Here is an 18370-nt window from a genome sequence, read left to right as displayed (position 1 = left end):
CAACGACTTAAAAATCGTCGTAGTCTTCATCCTCTACAGGTTCGAAATAGATAACACCCTTAGTTGACTTGTTGCTGTCTACTTCAACTTCGTTGTCTTCACAGAAGCCAATAATGATATCGATAATGTCTGCTTGTGAGTCACGTGTACGACGCCATTTCAATTTGTATTCCATGTAACCACTACCACCACCTGTTGCTGCTTCAATTTTGCAATAAGCTCTTTTACCATGCTTAAGATCTAACATCGCATCTTTGATACGGCGTTCCTGGCGCGATTTGAAGTTAGCAAATTTAATGGTATATACATTTTCTTCCAAAACGGTTTTACGAGTACGAATTTGGTTGTAAACGCGTTTATAAACGGCATTAGCAACATTTTTAATTGCCGCAGCGCGAGCCATTCTTTCTGTCAAACCACCAAAAACACCTACAGGTTTAATACTTCTCTTGTCACCAGAAGTAATTTGAAATTTAACAAGTTCTTGTGCGGTTTGTATATGAACAACACGGCAACCTACGGTTGCATACCAAACAGGAACGCCCATCGCTGGATCTTTAGATACGCGTTTTGTTGTTAGCCATAAGTACACAACAAGTTGTATTTGTGCAAATTTGCGAGCAATATAAGCTTGAGGGTCAGCCCCTGCTGCTAAACCTAGCATTTGAGCTTCTTTTTTCATCAAACGATCAATTGCGCGCAAATCTCTAATTTGCATGTGCTTACCTAGTAGGTTTTGTACATTATCAAACATAACATCGCGGTCTGTTAGTTCGTCTTTACTACTTGGTTTGGTTCCTTGGTAAGAATTGTTTTCGCGATCTGAAACAATCGCGACCCACATACCACTAAGTTTATCATCACCTTTTTTTACTAGATTACGAATGTCTCTTAGTAGTGAATCCTCATCTATACGTACTTTCATACGCAAATAGCGACCATTATATCTTCTTGTAATTTTCGGTCTTTCTTGATCCCCAACACAGTACTCTGACCAATGTTCACCAAGATACTCTTTGATTTGTCCATTGCGTCCTTCGTAATATTCCATGTCGATGTTTTCTTTGAGAAATTTCATCATCGCAGTTTTCCAACCGCGCGCAATTGCTCCTCTAAGAGTAGAACCTTTTGCTTTAACTCTTATCCAAGAACCATGATCTGCATCTTCGCCGTAATATTCATCTTCGTCGTAGAAATCGTCTTGTGCATACACAGTGGGAGTAACCACTATAAATGCCGCCAAAAGCAATATCAACCAAGACTTGTGACTTGAAATTGCAAATTTCATTCAAAAACTCCTAATTTATCTGCATAACTAAAATTGAAAAATTTTAAGGACAACAAAAACCAAACCAAAACGGTAAAGTGTCTGGTATCCTTAACTGTAATTGTGTAAGCTTTAGCGGTGTAAACAAATTTTGCTATATTTTTACAAAAAAGTGTATAATTTTTTTTTTTTTACGCTTTTTTATTTCTAAAGCTTACTTACTCGTGTGTAAATCATTGTTTTATAGTTTACCCAAGAAGGGTTTGTTCTATAATTTTTTTGAGATCTCTGTTTTCTTTATTTCAACTAGGGCATATTAATATTGCCCTTATAATATGAATCTTTTAGAGATTAATTTCGTCACTTCTCAAAATAACTCACATTACATAAAAATCTAAATACTAACACGCTTTAGTTATATCTGTATTTTTATCATTCTCTTGTTTTAGATTCTTATTTTTGGGTTCTAAAAAACTCATTTCCACACCACTCACAAAAACTTGCAAGAGAAAAATTGAATTGAGAACAAGGTATGCATTTTACTAGAGTCGAAGAAAGACCTATAAAAGGACGTATTTTTTGACAATGCAAACAAAGGTAATCATTGAGAGGGTGAGAATTTAAAATACCGCAATAAACGCAAAACCAAGGATTAGCACGTTCTATATAATCACAATTTTGCGGTGTAAGATTTTCGCGTAGAGAGTACACTTCTTTCTTCAAAGAAGAAATGTCTTTTTCGTATTCGCGAACAATAACCTTATAACGAGCTATTTGAGTTAGATAGTCATTTTCAATGAGTTCGGTCATAGTTTGTATTTTTTTGTTCAATTCTTGAATTCGCTGCTCATATTTTTCTACCATAACATAAACGCTCTAATGACCAAAAAGAAAGAATAATAGATGTCGTTGAGATAAATAAGCGTGTGTTCCTTTGTGAGAGATGCTGTACTTTTCAATAACCTTGATCACTTCTGATATGGAAAATTTAGTGATTTGCGAAATCTTTTCGATGGGAACAGGTGCTTCTTTAGACTCTACTTCAAAACCGTGTTCATTAAACTTGAACAATAGATCCGTAAAAGAATTATAGCTACTTTCATTTAATTGAAAAAAACTTTGCTCTAATGCACTTTCAAAGAAGTATATTTTTAAAGCATTTTCTTCTAGTTTTTCAACAGATCTTTTTATTTCTTTTATAACCTTGTACTTAATATCACCGTTTTGGGTATTAATTACCTTAGTAAAATCAGCTTCTAATATTACTTTATTTTCATGTAAAATTCTCAGTTGATTTTCGATCCAATTCTTTTGTTGTTGGCGTGTTGTCTCAATGATCTTTTTAGCAAAAGCTTCGTCACCCAATTTTTCTAACAGATAAGAAAATTGTTGGTATATTGATATTTTCTTGCTGTTATTTTTAATATCTTCTTTTACTTCGAGTTCATTCAGATGTTCATACATCGTTTTCAAACTATAAATTATGTCTTCATCTAAAAAATCATCTTCTTGCGGCGCATTTTCTTCTGCATAATTTTCAAAAACAGTTGCCAACTCGTTAACATGTTTTTCAAGCCCACTAAGAATTGTGCGCACATCTGTTTCTTGCAAAACTTTGCGTGAAAACTTAAAGTCATCAATATTTTCGATTGTTGAACTTTCAAAAAAACGCGAAAACACTTTTTTTTCGTAATTATATTTTAATACCAAAATATTACGATGTACTAAATTACACAGAATGTTTTTAAAAGCATCTTTGTGCGCAAATTTAGAAACAAGCAAACGAAAAGTAACACTAATAAGTTTACGTATATCATCGTCGCGCGTGTAAACGCAAGTATTACGTCCATTGACTAGCGCTTCGTAAAACACACGTGCCACAATACGTTCATCTGTATCATTGGAAACACGAGAATCTATTTTTTTCAGCTCTAAGTGAGAATCTAAAAATTTGACCATGTTGAGAATAGCGTTGAAGATAGACAGGTGTGGTTTTTCGTAAGGACGTATAATTTGCAATATTTTCTTTAGAATTTCTTCATTTTTAGCTAACTGCTGGTACGTAGCTCCGAGTTCTTCTCTCTGTTGAGATGAGAGATCTCTATATTGAGCTTTTTTCTTTTCAATTGTTGATATAGCTGCTTGTAAAATATTGGAAATTTCCTCTACTACTTCAGGCAACAATATCAAATTTTCAAAATTACTTAAGTGCCGAGAAACTCCAGTAAAAAACAAAAACCATTTGTATAAAAAATCTTTATTTATTTCTTCCAAAGAGTGTTTCTTTAAATATTTTTCTGGCGAAGAAAGAATGCTTGTGTCATAAAGACAAACGTAATTACGCTCGCGTAAAAAAAAGGCTAAAGAACTAACAAGTTGTACAGGATTTTGAACATTTAATACATAACTCTCATCTATAACTTCTTCTTCTTCGCAACTCATATTTAGTAACCCTTAATATGATTTGTCCCTAATAAAAACTTTTTATTGGTTCGATATAAATAACCTGACAAAAGTTTTGAAACACACTTTTGTCAGGCCATTAATTTAAAAATGCTTAAATTTTAATTTATTATGATCCAAAAATCATTCTTAGCCAAGAAGGATCATAAATAGTATACATTCCAAGTAGATACAATCCAGCGATAAGAAGAGACTCGCTACCTATAAATTTGGCTTGTTTTCCTTGTTTGAATTTTAATGTACCTAGAGTTACAAAGGTCAGCAAAATAACGAATATAACTCCAGTATAGTGACTAGAGTTAAACTGTTTGAATAAATGTCCTGGATAAAATACATCGCAAAAAGCAATAATTCCCATATTGAAAACATTACTTCCAAACAATGTTCCTATTGCCATATTGTTAAAGCCCATGCGTACAGCAATAAAACAAGTCATTACTTCAGGAAGAGAACTAACAATCGCCAGAAAAAAACTACCTACAAAACCAGCATCTAATTCGTAAACTCTATTTATATCTGTAGCTATATCACTCAACCATAGACCAGTACCAACAATGATGCCAATCACAAATAAGCACTTTAATAATACAGATCCCAAAGTAATTCCATCATATTTTTTGACAGTATCAGCCTTTGCTCCACCTCGGTCTGAACGAAATAACACCACCATGCAAATTAAATACATTGAAAAAATAACCACTGAATCATAACCTAATTTGCTAAAACCAAGATCAATACTTGAAATATCGATTTTGCCAGACACATTTAAATATAAACACGTACCAACAGCGCAAACCATCATTAGTGACAATATTGTAGAAAGACTCACTTTTTTTTCTACACTCCGCAAAATAGCTCCTTGATGATAAACAATGTCAAGAATCACTATGATAAATATATTAAACAAGTTACTTCCAAGAACATTACCCATTGTTATGTTTGGAGCATTTGCGTATACAGCAGTACCAATAGACAAAACAAGCTCAGGGAGTGAAGTACTCCAGCCAATGAGAACTGCTCCAATAAAAGCGTGGCCTAAGTTTAAACGTTCGGATAAAATATCACCATATTTTGTTAATTTAACTCCCGCAAATATAATTAAAATTGCTGAGACCAAAAAAGAGCCCCATATTTGCAAATGTTCCATTGAATTCTCCTCTGTTATTTCTGCATACGAAATTGAAAGTGTAAATCGCCTATTTGTACCATGTCTCCGTGTTTTAAAGGAGAAAAATCAACAAGTTTTTTATTAATCTGCGGAGGTTTAAATGCTCCAAGATGATGAATGAAATAACCTTTTTCTTCGCGAATCACTACAATGTGACGTTCACTAATTAGCATCCCACCTATAGACACATCGCACTGCGATGATTTTCCAAAGAAAGTGGCATTTTTATGCAAAGGTATGCTTTTGTTTTCATCAGCAACATGAAGGTACCCATGAGTTCCTAAGTTATTTTTTGAAGCCATATCCTCGTAGTTAATAGCAAGAGTTTGCTTCATTAAATCTTTTTCAGTATTTGCTTTGGGCTTGGGGTTTGTATTGAAATAATCGTCCATTTTAAAAAGTAAGGTATGTTTTGCTAAAAAAATCTTATCTTCGTTGTTTAGGTTGTGGCCTCCCGCTATTTTGTTTCCACCTATGAATGTACCTGTCTTACTTTGTAAGTCTTTCAGTACATAAAAACTAGCATATCTCTCGATATGAGCATGCGATCTTGATGCTCCCAAATTATTGATGACGATGTCGCAACTATTGTCGCGCCCTATTGTTATCAAGTCTTGGTCAAATGTGAGTCTTTCGATTTGGTCACTTCCTATCGAAATTTCAAGAGAGCATGGTATTTTAGTAATCAGTCGTTTTTCTATTTTATTTTCATCTATATCCATAGTGATTTACTCAATTAACAAAATATGTAAATAATGATTTATTTGTGTATACCTGAAATAATTACTTGAAAAATTACATTCTCCATGTATAAGTAGTACAACAACTTCACATTTTATCGCATAAAGATATCAATGTCAAAGAAAACAGTCGGAATTCAATCCTAAACAAAACACCTATGATTGGACTCGTAAAATGCAAACTGAATTCACAACCGTCGAAGATGTAGAAAAATTAATTCAAAATTTCACCGACAATTTTAACGCCATTTCAATGCAAATTTCCCAGTACATTATTGGAAATAAGGAAATTATTCACAATCTACTCATCGCATTTTTTTCTGGTGGGCATGTCCTTCTAGAAGGGGTTCCTGGAGTAGGAAAAACATCTTTGGTTCATGCACTATCAAATACACTATCATTACAGTATGGGCGCGTTCAATTTACACCTGATATTATGCCAGCAGATATCATTGGTACAAAAATTTTTCAGCAAAAAACTCAAAATATTCAGTTTGAAAAAGGACCCATTTTTACCAACATCTTGCTTGCCGACGAAATCAACAGAACTTCTCCAAAAGTACAATCCGCTTTATTACAAGCGATGCAAGAAAAACAAGTGACAGTAGGAGGAGCAAACTACGATCTCCCACAGCCATTTCATGTTGTTGCTACGCAAAATCCTATTGAAATGGAAGGGACATATCCACTACCAGAAGCGCAATTAGACCGCTTTTTCTTTAAGCTTCATATGGAATATCCTTCTTTAGAAGAACTCATTGCTATTGTTCGACCTACGTCAAACAAACAGCAAAAATTCAATATCTCAGCTGAAACATTAAACACAATGGCAAAATCGATATCTTGCGTAAAAATAGCAACACCACTTTATGAATACGCGGCGAAAATAGTCATTAATTCTAACCCACAAAAAAGCAATGTAGATTATGTCAAACAGTACGTTGATCATGGTTCGAGTCCAAGAGGAATGCAAGCCATAATTTCAGGTGCACAAGTCCGCGCTTTGTCAAGTGGAAGAATTCACGTAAACCGCGAAGATATCGAAACCGTAACTACCGCAGCACTTAATCATAGAATTATGGTGAATTTTCGCGCGCAAGCCGAAGGGATATCTTCGTTTGACGTATTACAGAAATTATTAGAAAATGCCAAAAAAGCATAAATTTCAATTGCGTAGATTTATTACTGACAGCAATAATAAATTAGCATTTGAAATAGCAAATAAGCTTGTTAAAACATCAAAAGCAGACTATACCCCTCTACATATATTTGGCCCAAAACACACGGGAAAAAGCCACATACTAGGTGCCATCAACAACGAAATCGTCAAAAAAGAGAAAAACGTTATTCGTTGTTTTGCACGCTCGTTTTATCTAGATTATGTTTTCTCTTTAAAAAATAGATCTTACCAAGAATTCCGCCAACGATATCGTAGCGCAGATGTACTTATTATAGAAGATATCGATTTCTTAAAAAAGAAAAACAACACCCAACGAGAACTGGTATTTCTAATAGACGAACTTATCTCACGAAGTAAGATAATTATAACAAGCTCACAAATTCACCCAAAACAACTCAAAGACTTTAACTCGGCTTTGGCAACGCGTCTTTCAAGTGGTCTATTTATACCAATAAAACCTGTAAAAACACAAACAATACAAGACTACTTCTTGCGCATGGCGAAAAACCTACAAGTTGAGTTTGAAGAAGGAGCTTTAGAGGTTATCGACAAGCAATGCATTGTCACTCAACTACGCGAAAAAATTGAGAAGCTGATTGTCTTTTGCAGCGAAACAAAGAAAAACATCAGTAAAGAAATAATTAGTAAATGTATTGAACACAGCGCTAAAAAAGAATTGACATGCGAAATGATATTGCAAACGGTAAGTGAACACTACGAAATAGAAGACAGCAGTACACTACTAGAAAAGCAATCTTCACGCATATGCAAAGAACCGCGTTATATTGCAATTAAAATAGTGAAAGAATTACTCAAGTTAAGCAATGAAAATGTTGCAGAATACTTTCATTGCAGTGAAAGCTCTGTACGCCATGCTTGTAAGAAAAGCGATAATGAGTTTGCTGAGGTGTGTAAGGTGTTGAAAAACGTTTTGGTTAAGTAAATAAAAAATCGCACTATTACAACGACTTAAGTAGTAAATAGATGCTCATTCCTCTTATTTCTTCAGGAATCTTAGAAATTTTATTGTCATATAAATGCAGCCTACATAGAGAAGTAAGTTGAGACAATTCTTTTGGAACCACAGAAATTTGGTTGTTATCGAGATATAGGTTTCTTAGGGAAGAGAGTTCACCAAGTTCCTTTGGAATTATAGAAATTTTATTATTATTCAAGTATAATTTTATTAAAGAAGAGAGTTGGCCGAGTTCATTTGGAACTATAGAAATTTGGTTGTCATCGAGATATAGGTTTCTTAGAGAAGAGAGTTCACCAAACTCTTTAGGAATTTCAGAAATCTCATTGTTATTCAAATATAAATATCGCAAAGAAGAAAGTTGGCTGAGTTCATTTGGGATTTTAGAAATTTTATTATGAGATAAATCTAATTTTATTAAAGAAGAAATTTGGATAAGTTCTTTGGGAATTTCAGAAATTTTATTGTTACTTAGGCACAGATCTTGTAAACAACAAAGTTGAGTAAGCTCTTTGGGAATTTCAGCAATCTTATTGTTATCTAGATTTAGATTTTGTAAACAGGTGAGTTGAGCAAATTCTTTGGAAACTTCAGAAATCTTATTGTTACTTAGGCACAGATTTTTTAAAGAAGAGACTAAATTCTTTAGGGAGTTCGGAAATTTTATTGTTATTTAGAATTAGTTTTTGTAAAGAGGAAAGCTGAGCAAATTCTCTAGGGATCTTAGACATTTGATTATTATTTAAAAATAGACATTCTAAAGAAGATAGCTGACCAAACTCCCTAGGAAATTCAGAAATTTTGTTGTTTCGTAGATCTAAATCTTTCAAAGAAGAGAGCTGACCCATTCTTTTTGGAATTTTCGAAATTCTATTGTCATTTAAAGACAAATTTTCTAGAGATGATATTTCAAAAACCCATTCAGGAATTTTTTTCAATCGTCTACTTGAAAGATCAACAGATAGACTTTCTCCTCTAAAAGAACAATTATCAAAATTACAACTTTCAAATTTATCCGGTTCTACATTTTTAAGATAGAAACAACAACCAAAATAATCTGTGTTTGGCTGTATTTCTTGTAGTGTTTTTGATTTTACTATTTTTTGCAATTGAAATTCCTTTCTCATAACAATATCAACAACAATAATCTTACTCGCAAGATCGATCCCCATCAACGGCTATATATAATTTGTTTATATTGAGCCAACTAGGAATTTCGTCAATATCATTTCCGTGTAGATATAAATATTCCAGAGAAGATAGTTTCCCAATCTCTTTTGGTATTTCATTTATACTGTTCCTATCTAGGTTTAGGTATTGAAGAGAAGATAATTTTTCAATCTCTCTTGGTATTTCTCTTATATTATTTTCAGCTAGACTTAAGTCTTCTAGAGAAAAAAGGTTTAAAACCTCTTTTGGTATTTCATTTATACTGTTCCCATCTAAATTTAGGTATTGAAGAGAAGAAAGTTGCTCAATCTCTTTTGGTATTTCACTTATATTATTGTTAATCAACAATAGATATTTCAAAGAAGATAGATTTCCAATTTCTTTTGGTATTTCACTTATATTGTTTTCGCTTATATTTAGGTGCTCCATACAAGATAGCTTCTCAATCTCTTTTGGTATTTTACTTATATTATTTTCGTGCAGATGTAGTTCATTGAGAAAAGGTAGTTGTACAATATCTTTTGGTATTTCACTTATATTGTTGTAACCGAGGTTTAGATAAATAATATTTTGAACCTTGAACACCCAAAATGGAATTGATTTCAATCCTACTCTTGATAGATCCAATTTCAATCCTTTCCCCCTGAAAGAACATTGGTCAAATTCAGTGCCATCAAATTTAGTTGGATTTATATTTATATCCTCTAAATAAAAAGCACAGCCCTCATATCGTGTATGAGGTTTTACTTCTTTTAGAGTTTGCCCTTTTATTGTTTGCAAATTTTTTCCTTTTTCAAAGTTGCCAGAAAAGTAGAGCATAGAAACTAATGCTGTTGTCATAATTTCTGAATTAGTCATTTCAACTTGAGGATCTTCTACAATCTTGAGTGCTTGTGTTATCTCATCACATATACAGAAAACAATTATAATTTCTTTTTCTATGACTTTCTCCTTCTTGTTTTTCCTACTTTAAGAGAAGAGTCGTTATAACAGTATAAAAAAACGATGTGTGCAATTCGATTTTTGAGGTTCGTGGTCGTGGATCGATATTCCATGTGCGGAAATTAGACTATTAACTTTGAAAGCATACAAATTATTCTATAGAGTAGTTTTTTCTTTTGAGTCTATTATTTGGGCTATCTTAGCAACATCGAATACTGCACTACATTCATTTGCTGATGCTATTGCTATAGAGAAAAACCTTGCTTTCTCTTTTTTGCTAAATTTGGCATTGCCTTCTGCTATATTAAGAGGGACTCAAGGCGATGCTCTTTTTAGCTGATCCTTTAAATAGCTGTAACCTGATGGCATTTTCTCCATCACATTAAATGTTTCTTTTGTATATTCTAGTGATACTTGATACATCTAATTTTTCATGATTAAAATTCATTGCATTACCCTTACTTCGTGCCATGTGCCACGACTGCGTCTCACGAGATTCGAACTGCGCACATCGAATTTGTAAGAGTAATTATACCAGACTGTACGATATACTTTTATAGGTCGCAACTTGGGTTATGAAATTACTACTTTACGCTAACAAATACCTTACTAGAAGCTAAAATCCTTGAATTTTTCACCTTCAATTAATTTGCAACAGGTTCTAAGAAAATCCCAAAACCAAAGAAATTCGCTTTACTTCGTTATTGCTGTTTTCATCTATTGTTTCGGGCAAAACGCGATGTTTCCATTCATAGCGACTTTCCCCACTCAAAATGAGTAAACTTCCTACAGTTAACTCAATATCCTCAACAACATCCTCCTTGGCTATTTGAAACAATCCTTGGCGCTGTACATTCATAATCATTGTAACAACACCATTTGCAGGTATGTCTACATGGAATGGAAACCCAGCTATTTTTTTTCCAAGGCTTTTATAAAAATTCGCGGTTAGTTTCCATTTTAAATCCTGCTGCTCTTTTGTAAGGTTACACTCATGCATTGTTTTTTGTAACTTGCAGATAGCGTTTTCATAGACAAAGTTAGGTATATTTGTATTGCCGCGAAAATAACAAAGAGCATGACCTTTTTCTCCGTATTTAGGGAAGTATTCGCAGCGTCGTTTTTCGTTATCATTAAAGTAAAGAGATACAAAAAACTCACTACTGTTTAAATTGTGTTGCGCACTTTTGACAAACTTAGGTTGAGGAATGTCCACTTCTTTGAGTGTTGTCTCGGGTGTTACTTGTTCTTGCAACTTTTTGTACATTTCAAGGGATTTATTGATAAGAAGTGTGCATTCGCGTTGGTCAAAATAATCTTTATATAAAAATAAGCCAGGTACATTTTCGAAAATTTGCTTTTGCATTTACTTTACCTTAGGTTGAGAAATCTCAACTTCTTTGAATGTTATGCCTATGTTACTTGTTCTCGCAGCTTTGTACATTTCAAGAGATTTATTGATAAGAAGTAGTTATGCCCCTACTGAGTTTTTCAATAGAGGCATATAAATTAATTTTTTTCTGTAAAATAGCTTTTAGCTGCGTCGTGAAGTGGAATAGAAATTCCTGTTTGGGCATTTTCTGGTGAAATGTAGTTTGCTTGCGAACTTTGCTGAGTCATAGTACTTACGTTCTTGAAAAGTGTATCTAGAAATTGTTGTACCTTTTCTTTTGGTGTGTCTTTATGAGTTACAATCATCGCGGTAACACCTACTGTGTTTACTTCTTTTCTTGCGTAGCTGTAAGTGTTTTTAGGGATATTGATCGCTATCAATGAGTGATTTTTTGTCAAGAGATCTTGCACTGCGGAGGTTACACTTAGAAAATTTGCGCTAGTGTTTTGAATCAATTTAGTTGGGTAAGCACGTGTTGTAAATAAAGCGTCAATTTCTTTTTTTTGCAACGCATTTACCGCATCTTTAAAGCCGTATTCAAAAATTTCGAACTGCTCGAGCTTTAAATTATACGCTTTTATTATTTGTAATGCATTTGCACGCGCTCCAGAACCTGGAGCCCCGATGTTAATTTTCTTTCCCACTAGTTGCGAGATGTCAGTTATTTTTTTACCAGCCATTATATGTACAGCTTCAGGATAAAGTGAACATACCGCACGCAAATCACTACTTGCTTTTTTTCCTTCAAAAAGTTCGCTTCCGTTGTAAGCCATTGCAGCGATGTCATTTTGGGTAAAGGCAAAAAGAACTTGTTGTTTTTCTACCAGTTCGCAGTTTTCCTGGCTTCCCGAAGTGTTGTAGGTTTTTGCCATTTTGCGCTTACCAAAAGTTTGGGCAATGGCATTTCCCAGTGAATGATACTCTCCACCAGCAGATCCAGTGGCAATCGTCATCCATCCGCGCGTTTTTCCAGCTTGAAACTTCGCTTTGCGCACTATTTCTTTGAGTTCTGCGTTTAAATAATCTAGGTTTTGCTGTTCTTTTTGTTTGCGAAAGTCTTTTGCTATATTTTCTAACTCTAGAAGATATCTTTTATTTGCAGGTAAATCTTGTTGCTCTAGTCTTTCATCTTCTTCTAGTTCACTGACAAAAACAGACTTTTTTGTAGCTGTTTCGCTTTCTGTTTGTTCTGTTTTGATATGGCTACTGTGTTCTAACCATTTACCGTCTGTTTGAATATAATTGTTAGTTCCATACACAACAAGAACATCGCTTTTTTTGTTTCCTTCTTGTTTTAAACCTGTTACCCCTAACGGAGTTGCTCCCAAGGTAGAGATAAGAGAACTAGCATTGAGATTATTCCAATCAGAAAGTTTGTAGTCTTTTAAAAATTCGATCTGTGCTTTGTAGTATACAAGTAATTGTGGTTCAGGATGATCATCTGTATTGTATTGATAACTTCCTCGACGACTAAAAGTTTTGATTTTGAATAAACCATCTTGAAAATTTGTGTCTAGCTTCTGTTGGACACTTTTTTCGAGTTCCTGTTGGCCTGGCCCCTTACTACATCCAAATAATAATAGCGATAGCGAGACAAATGTAAGTAGTTGTTTCATTATCTTCTCCATTTTCTAGTTAACAAAAGGCAGAGCCAAATAAAGTTGAATCACCAAAGTGTTTGTTATATCAATAAAAAACGCACCCACCATTGGCACCACTAAAAACGCTTGAGGTGAAGGTCCATACTTAGAAGTAAGCGCTTCCATATTGGCTACGGCAGTAGGTGTTGCTCCTAAACCAAATCCACAATGTCCTCCCGCCATGATTGCCGCATTGTAATCTTTACCCATAAGACGAAAAGTAATATTGTAAGTATAAAAAGCTAAAAATGCTGTTTGTATTATGAGAATAATTAACATTGGTCCAGCAAGATTCATGAGTTCCCACAGGCGCAAAGACATAAGAGCCATTGCCAAGAAGATAGAAAGTGCCATCGTTCCCCACAAATCAACAGATTCTTTTTTGATCGTGTATATCTTGGTGTATTCACAAGTATTGGTAATGACAATTCCAACGAGAAGCGGACAAATAAAAGACGGTAGCGGAATACCTAATGTTTTCATGTATTCATATCCAAAAGAACCAACAACGATACACACCGCTAAAATAAGCAGTGTTTCCATCATTACCTTTGGAGTTACCTTGTCATCGTCTTCGGGATTATAAGTAATGGTATGTTCATTTGATGGATTATCTTCTTCTGTAGGTTTAAGGTTGTGCTTTTGAATCAAACGCCTAGTAACAGGTCCACCTAAGATTCCTCCGAGAACTAAACCAAATGTTGCACAGGCCATTGCGAGCTCCATTGTCCCCTGAAGATTTTGTCCTTTGGTGAACATTTCAGCGTAAGTCGCTCCGGTACCATGCCCCCCTGAGAGAGTAATCGATCCCGCCAAAAGACCTGAAAGTGGATTTAAGTCTGTTATCGAAGCGAGAAAAACACCAATGCCATTTTGAAATACCAAATATAGAGTGGCTATTCCCAAAAACAAAACAACCTTTGGACCTCCTTGAGCAAGCAATTTAAAGCTAGCACCTAATCCAACAGTTGTAAAAAAAACAAGCATCAAAGGTTTTTTTAATGTCATGTCAAAATTAAAGCTAAATTGAAATTGCGAATACAAAATACTACTGATAATTGCAAATGCAATTCCACCGACAACAGGCTCTGGAATATTGTTTTTCTTGAGCAGTGAAATCTTATTATTTAGAAAATAGCCGACAAATAATATGACAAGCGCCATGCCCACAGTTTCAATTAATCCTAACTGTACGTTCATTTTTCCTCCTAGGTAAAATGTATAACTAAGTAACTACTTTTGTCAGGTCACTTATATCGTTGTAAGTAAATATGCCATAAATTCTACTAAATTTAAGAAAATGGCTATAGGAAAAAAATAGATTATTATAATAAGAACTTGTTACGAAATTAGTTGAGGCTCTAAAACCTTGCTTGCATAGATCACTTAGAATATAAATAAGTTGACTATTCTAAATAAAAGCTTAAAAATAAGGTGTTGAGATTCTACATATTACAATGTATTTAGATTTTTAAAATAGGAGCTTTTATGTTTAAAAATATACGAACTATTTCGTTTTTTTTATTAATGATGTTAGGTTTTACAGCTGCGCAACAACAAGAAAATGCCTACGATAAAGTGCAGTTGCAATCTTTAAAAGCAGATGTCGCAAACTGGAATGAGTGGCGCAAAGAAAATGGAAAAATTGCAGTAAATTTACAAGGTGCTGATTTATCAGGCACGAATCTAAAAAAAGCTAATTTAAGTGGCGCAAACTTAAAAAATGCGAATTTCAAAGGCGCAAAACTAATGTTTGCTAATTTTGAAAATGCAAATTTAACAAGCGCTAATCTCCAAGAAACAAACCTCGGAAGCGCAAATTTACACAATGCAAGTTTAACCGGTGCTCAAATGCAAAATGCGCAACTTGGTGGCGCTAATTTTCATTTTGCAAATCTCGAAGGAGCCAATCTTGAGCAAGCCAAAATGGTGCATACGCTCTTTACTCGTGCAAATTTAAAAGATGTCAATTTTAGTAAATCGAATTTATACATGGCACGTGCAGTGGGAGCAAATATAGAAAACGCACAATTTACGGACGCAAATACCTTTTATTTTGATTACTACGGAGCGAAAGTTACTAACTGCAAAGATATAGAAGTGCAGGAACATTACTTCACCAATAAAAAACACCTAGAAATGATAAAAAAAGGAACTTCCGCCTGGAACAAATGGCGCGAAGAAAACAAAAAAGTGCGCGTCGTTCTATGTGGAGCTGATTTAACGAAATTAGATCTTTCCAACGTAAACTTGTCAAAAGCCGACCTACAAGGAGCTAATCTCAGTGAAGCGAACTTACAACAAGCAAATCTAGAAAAAGCCAACCTCGCCGGAGCCAAACTCCACAAAGCCAATCTTAGTAAAGCGATCCTAAAAGGAGCGAACTTCGAAGGCGCTGATTTACAGTGGAGCGTACTTGACGATTCCAACGTAGAAGACTGCGTATTTTTTCATGCAAATATGAAATGGGCAAGCATTGCCAATGTCGATTTGAGTAAAGCAAAATAGATTAGTTGAATAGTTGATGTTCTTTCGTGAACATCAACTAGGATATTTGTAAAACTATATCATGTCGTGTTTAGAAAAAATATTCCAATAGAAACACAGGGAGAATACGACCAAAAAACAATTTAATACTAGTAAAAGCAGCAAGCGAAAAGGACAGCATTGAAAACACTTGTAAGAGTATAAAAGAAGTCTTTTTACCTACTTGGTTTACAATAACTTCGTGATCTACTGAACTTGTCATATAAGGTTTTAGTTTTAGTTTGGGTGAAGGTAATGAAAAAACTTTTGTTTTATTGTCCCTTTTGCCAAAAGAGTACAGCTTACAAAGCGACTGGATTTACTTCTTTTGGTAGAAAAAAAAAATGTAGTGGTTGTGCAAAAATATTTATCTTAGATGAAAGTAATAAAAGCATTAGTTCTACAAAAAAAAATACCTCATTAAAGAACTTTGGACGTTACGAAATTATCGAAAAAATTGGACAGGGTGGAATGGGCGTTGTTTACAAGGCCTATGATTCGATATTACGCCGCAACATTGCTCTAAAGATGCTATTAGTTGATAATGATATTAATCAAGAAGAAATTGAACGGTTTTTACGCGAAGCTAGAGCAATGGCGACTTTACACCATTCTCATATTATGCAAGTATACGACATAGGTTTTGAAAAAGGAAAGCCTTTCTTTACGATGGACTTTGTAGAAGGAAAGTCATTAAAACATTTAATACAAGAGCAAAATCTTTCTCTCAAACTTATTGTAGATATAATGAAAAAAATCGGGAGAGCTATCGATCACGCTAATAAAAAGGGAATTATCCACCGAGATTTAAAGCCAGCAAATATTATGATAGGCGAAGAGCATGAACCAAAAGTTCTAGATTTTGGTTTAGCAAAACTTATGACAACGAACAAAAGACTGTCAAAAAGTGGTGCTATAATGGGAACTCTTCAATATATGCCCCCAGAGCAAGCAAGAGGCGAAATTGATGAAGTCGATGAGTCTAGCGACGTATATGGGCTAGGAGCTATCTTTTTTGAACTTTTGTGTGGTTGTCCACCTTTTGACGGTGATTCTAATTTTAACATCGTTTATAAGATCTTAGAAAAAGAAGCTGTTTTTCCAAAAGATTTGGGGGTGAGAATTCCCAAAGATTTAGAATGTATATGTCTCAAATCTTTAGAAAAGGAAAAAATTAGACGTTATGCCAAAGCAAAACACTTTGTTGAAGATCTAGAACGATTTTCCAAAGGGCAACCAATAAAGGCTCGCCCCATTAATTTTTTTGGCCGGCTTACGAGAAAAGCAAAACGTAATAAAAAAGTTGTTACAGTTTTTGCTAGCACACTATTAATTATTTTTGTAGCAATGTTTATAGGTTGGCAATCCTTAAAAAAACAAAAACGTATTCAGTTAAAAGCGCAGGCTAAAAAAGCAGAGATTGAATTGCTGAAAGAGAAGGAACAGAAACGTATTCAATTAGAAACACAAGCTAAAAAAGCAGAGATTGAATTGCTGAAAGAGAAGGAACAGAAACGTATTCAATTAGAAACACAAGCTAAAAAAGCAAAGATTCAATTATTGGAAGAAGAACGGAAAAAACGCAAAGAGTTAGCCACAATTGAAAAAGAAAAGCAACGACAAAAAGAAAAAAACAAAATATTAAAAGAAGAACTACGTCAACTAGCAATAGAAAAACAGAAGCACTTAGATCATATTCTACAACTTAAAAAAGAAGAGGCACTCCGACTCGCTGCAGAGAAAAAAAAGTTGGTAGAAAAAGAAAAAAAAGAAAAACAAGAGACCCTTAGACTTGAGAGAGAGATAGAAGCAGAAAAAGAAAAGCAAAAAAAATTAAACCAACTTGCAAAAGAACAAAGGGAAAAAGAGATACGTCTACAAAAAGAAAAACGAGATAAAGATATCGCCAATTCGATTTCTTTACTACAACAGAGAGACCTCTCTCATCCAAAGAATGTACAGAATGCTGTGACTATTATTGATAATAACATGGAATATTTGAACTTTAAAGCAAAACTAGTAGTATCACCAATGTTTTGGTTAATGCATGAATGTGAATCACAAATTGCAATAAGCAGAAATTTTCTATCTCAAAAATTTGTTTACATAAGTGTAAGAACAAAAAAAAATCAAAGACGAGCTCGCGAACTTATTAATATTTGTACTGAGCTAAAGCCAAAAACTCAACGTCTACTTCGACAGATAAAATATAGATACGAAAAAGAGGTTGGTAACTACTTAGTAGACGGTCGATACAAATATACCTATTCCAATAAGGATTTCTATTCTGGAGATCTCAAAGAAGGTGTAAAGCATGGCCAAGGAAATTACACTTTTTTTAACGGCGATAAGTATAACGGAAATTTTACAAATGATAAGTTTGAAGGTAAAGGCTCCTATTTTATTTATACGAGACGTCATAAATATATTGAATATGTTGGTATTTGGGAAGAAGGTAAGCTTGACGGTTTGGTAACAAAAATTTTCTCAAATGGCGACAAATCCGAGGGATATGTTCGAAATAATGTACTTGTTGGCAAATGGGTTTATTACGATAAAAAAGGTAATAACGTAGATGAATACGATTATGGACAAAATGGTATTGGAAAAAAATATAGGAGTGCGTGGGTTACTCGCAAAAATCGTACGGAATATTTAGTAAAATTTAAAGATGTAGTCCATGAACTGGCGTTGGTAAAATAGGAGTTTCATAGTCCTGTCGCAAATCTTAGAAAAGACAAAATCACCCTCTACAATGTTGGAAACTACAGAACCAAAGAGTTCCTTACGATTACAAAGAAACGATGAAAAAATTTTAGAAACAGATACTTTATCTAATATACAAGGTTATCGTTTAGAGCGCGGTACATAGCAAAAATGAAGAACACAGCTCAATACATCAGCA

16 protein-coding genes are annotated in these 18370 nt (G+C 34.1%); 4 read left to right on the top strand and 12 right to left on the bottom strand.

The genetic code is table 11. From position 1 onward, the window contains the following. Positions 1-7: 7 nt before the first annotated feature. The 5 genes from UABHE_RS18345 to UABHE_RS18325 all read right to left on the bottom strand — a co-directional run bounded on the left by UABHE_RS18345 (position 8) and on the right by UABHE_RS18325 (position 5620). Positions 8-1288, bottom strand: coding sequence for a hypothetical protein (locus UABHE_RS18345; RefSeq protein WP_372364691.1), 1281 nt, complete (start codon positions 1286-1288; stop codon positions 8-10). 432 nt (positions 1289-1720) lie between these two features. Next, positions 1721-2131 carry a hypothetical protein gene (locus tag UABHE_RS18340; protein ID WP_372364690.1) on the bottom strand — a complete coding sequence of 137 codons (411 nt, stop codon included), beginning with the start codon at positions 2129-2131 and terminating at the stop codon, positions 1721-1723. 12 nt (positions 2132-2143) lie between these two features. Continuing rightward, positions 2144-3709: a hypothetical protein gene (locus UABHE_RS18335; RefSeq protein WP_372364689.1), complete on the bottom strand. Its 1566-nt coding sequence runs from the start codon at positions 3707-3709 to the stop codon at positions 2144-2146. A 130-nt stretch (positions 3710-3839) separates the two neighbouring features. Continuing rightward, positions 3840-4877, bottom strand: a complete 1038-nt coding sequence (locus UABHE_RS18330) for a sodium:calcium antiporter (protein WP_372364688.1) — start codon at positions 4875-4877, stop codon at positions 3840-3842. 14 nt (positions 4878-4891) lie between these two features. Beyond that, on the bottom strand, positions 4892-5620 hold the full coding sequence (locus UABHE_RS18325; RefSeq protein WP_372364687.1) for an FHA domain-containing protein: 729 nt from the start codon (positions 5618-5620) through the stop codon (positions 4892-4894). A gap of 193 nt (positions 5621-5813) precedes the next feature. Here UABHE_RS18325 and UABHE_RS18320 point away from each other — a divergent pair, with 193 nt between their 5' ends. Continuing rightward, positions 5814-6800 (top strand): AAA family ATPase, encoded by a 987-nt coding sequence (locus UABHE_RS18320; RefSeq protein WP_372364686.1) that lies wholly within the window; start codon positions 5814-5816, stop codon positions 6798-6800. Beyond that, positions 6784-7761, top strand: coding sequence for a DnaA ATPase domain-containing protein (locus tag UABHE_RS18315; protein ID WP_372364685.1), 978 nt, complete (start codon positions 6784-6786; stop codon positions 7759-7761). The genes UABHE_RS18320 and UABHE_RS18315 overlap by 17 nt, the downstream gene beginning before the upstream one ends. A gap of 16 nt (positions 7762-7777) precedes the next feature. Here the strand turns inward: UABHE_RS18315 and UABHE_RS18310 are convergent, their stop codons facing one another. From UABHE_RS18310 to gltS, 7 genes are all read right to left on the bottom strand, one after another. Then, the gene (locus UABHE_RS18310) at positions 7778-8392 is read right to left on the bottom strand and encodes a leucine-rich repeat domain-containing protein (protein WP_372371642.1); all 615 of its coding nucleotides are present in this window, start codon (positions 8390-8392) and stop codon (positions 7778-7780) included. Positions 8393-8399: 7 nt separating this feature from the next. Further along, positions 8400-8903 carry a leucine-rich repeat domain-containing protein gene (locus UABHE_RS18305; RefSeq protein WP_372364683.1) on the bottom strand — a complete coding sequence of 168 codons (504 nt, stop codon included), beginning with the start codon at positions 8901-8903 and terminating at the stop codon, positions 8400-8402. 40 nt (positions 8904-8943) lie between these two features. After that, on the bottom strand, positions 8944-9822 hold the full coding sequence (locus tag UABHE_RS18300; protein ID WP_372364682.1) for a leucine-rich repeat domain-containing protein: 879 nt from the start codon (positions 9820-9822) through the stop codon (positions 8944-8946). A 240-nt stretch (positions 9823-10062) separates the two neighbouring features. Next, complete coding sequence (locus UABHE_RS18295; protein WP_372371640.1) at positions 10063-10209, bottom strand: four helix bundle protein; 147 nt, start codon at positions 10207-10209, stop codon at positions 10063-10065. A 358-nt stretch (positions 10210-10567) separates the two neighbouring features. Then, entirely contained in the window at positions 10568-11272 is a 705-nt protein-coding gene (locus UABHE_RS18290) for a hypothetical protein (RefSeq protein ID WP_372364681.1), read from the bottom strand. A gap of 143 nt (positions 11273-11415) precedes the next feature. Next, positions 11416-12915, bottom strand: a complete 1500-nt coding sequence (locus tag UABHE_RS18285) for a TAXI family TRAP transporter solute-binding subunit (protein ID WP_372364680.1) — start codon at positions 12913-12915, stop codon at positions 11416-11418. Between the two features lie 15 nt (positions 12916-12930). Continuing rightward, positions 12931-14139, bottom strand: a complete 1209-nt coding sequence (gene gltS, locus UABHE_RS18280; protein ID WP_372364679.1) for a sodium/glutamate symporter — start codon at positions 14137-14139, stop codon at positions 12931-12933. A 288-nt stretch (positions 14140-14427) separates the two neighbouring features. Here gltS and UABHE_RS18275 point away from each other — a divergent pair, with 288 nt between their 5' ends. Both UABHE_RS18275 and UABHE_RS18270 read left to right on the top strand, forming a co-directional pair. Continuing rightward, on the top strand, positions 14428-15447 hold the full coding sequence (locus tag UABHE_RS18275) for a pentapeptide repeat-containing protein (protein ID WP_372364678.1): 1020 nt from the start codon (positions 14428-14430) through the stop codon (positions 15445-15447). Positions 15448-15720: 273 nt separating this feature from the next. Continuing rightward, positions 15721-18168 carry a protein kinase gene (locus UABHE_RS18270; protein ID WP_372364677.1) on the top strand — a complete coding sequence of 816 codons (2448 nt, stop codon included), beginning with the start codon at positions 15721-15723 and terminating at the stop codon, positions 18166-18168. Positions 18169-18370: the final 202 nt, after the last annotated feature.

Origin of the sequence: Candidatus Uabimicrobium helgolandensis, from assembly GCF_041508025.1 — a bacterium.
Lineage (GTDB): Bacteria > Planctomycetota > Uabimicrobiia > Uabimicrobiales > Uabimicrobiaceae > Uabimicrobium > Uabimicrobium helgolandensis.
The sequence above is the reverse complement of the archived record's forward strand: the minus strand, read 5'-3'. Positions and strand labels throughout refer to the sequence as shown.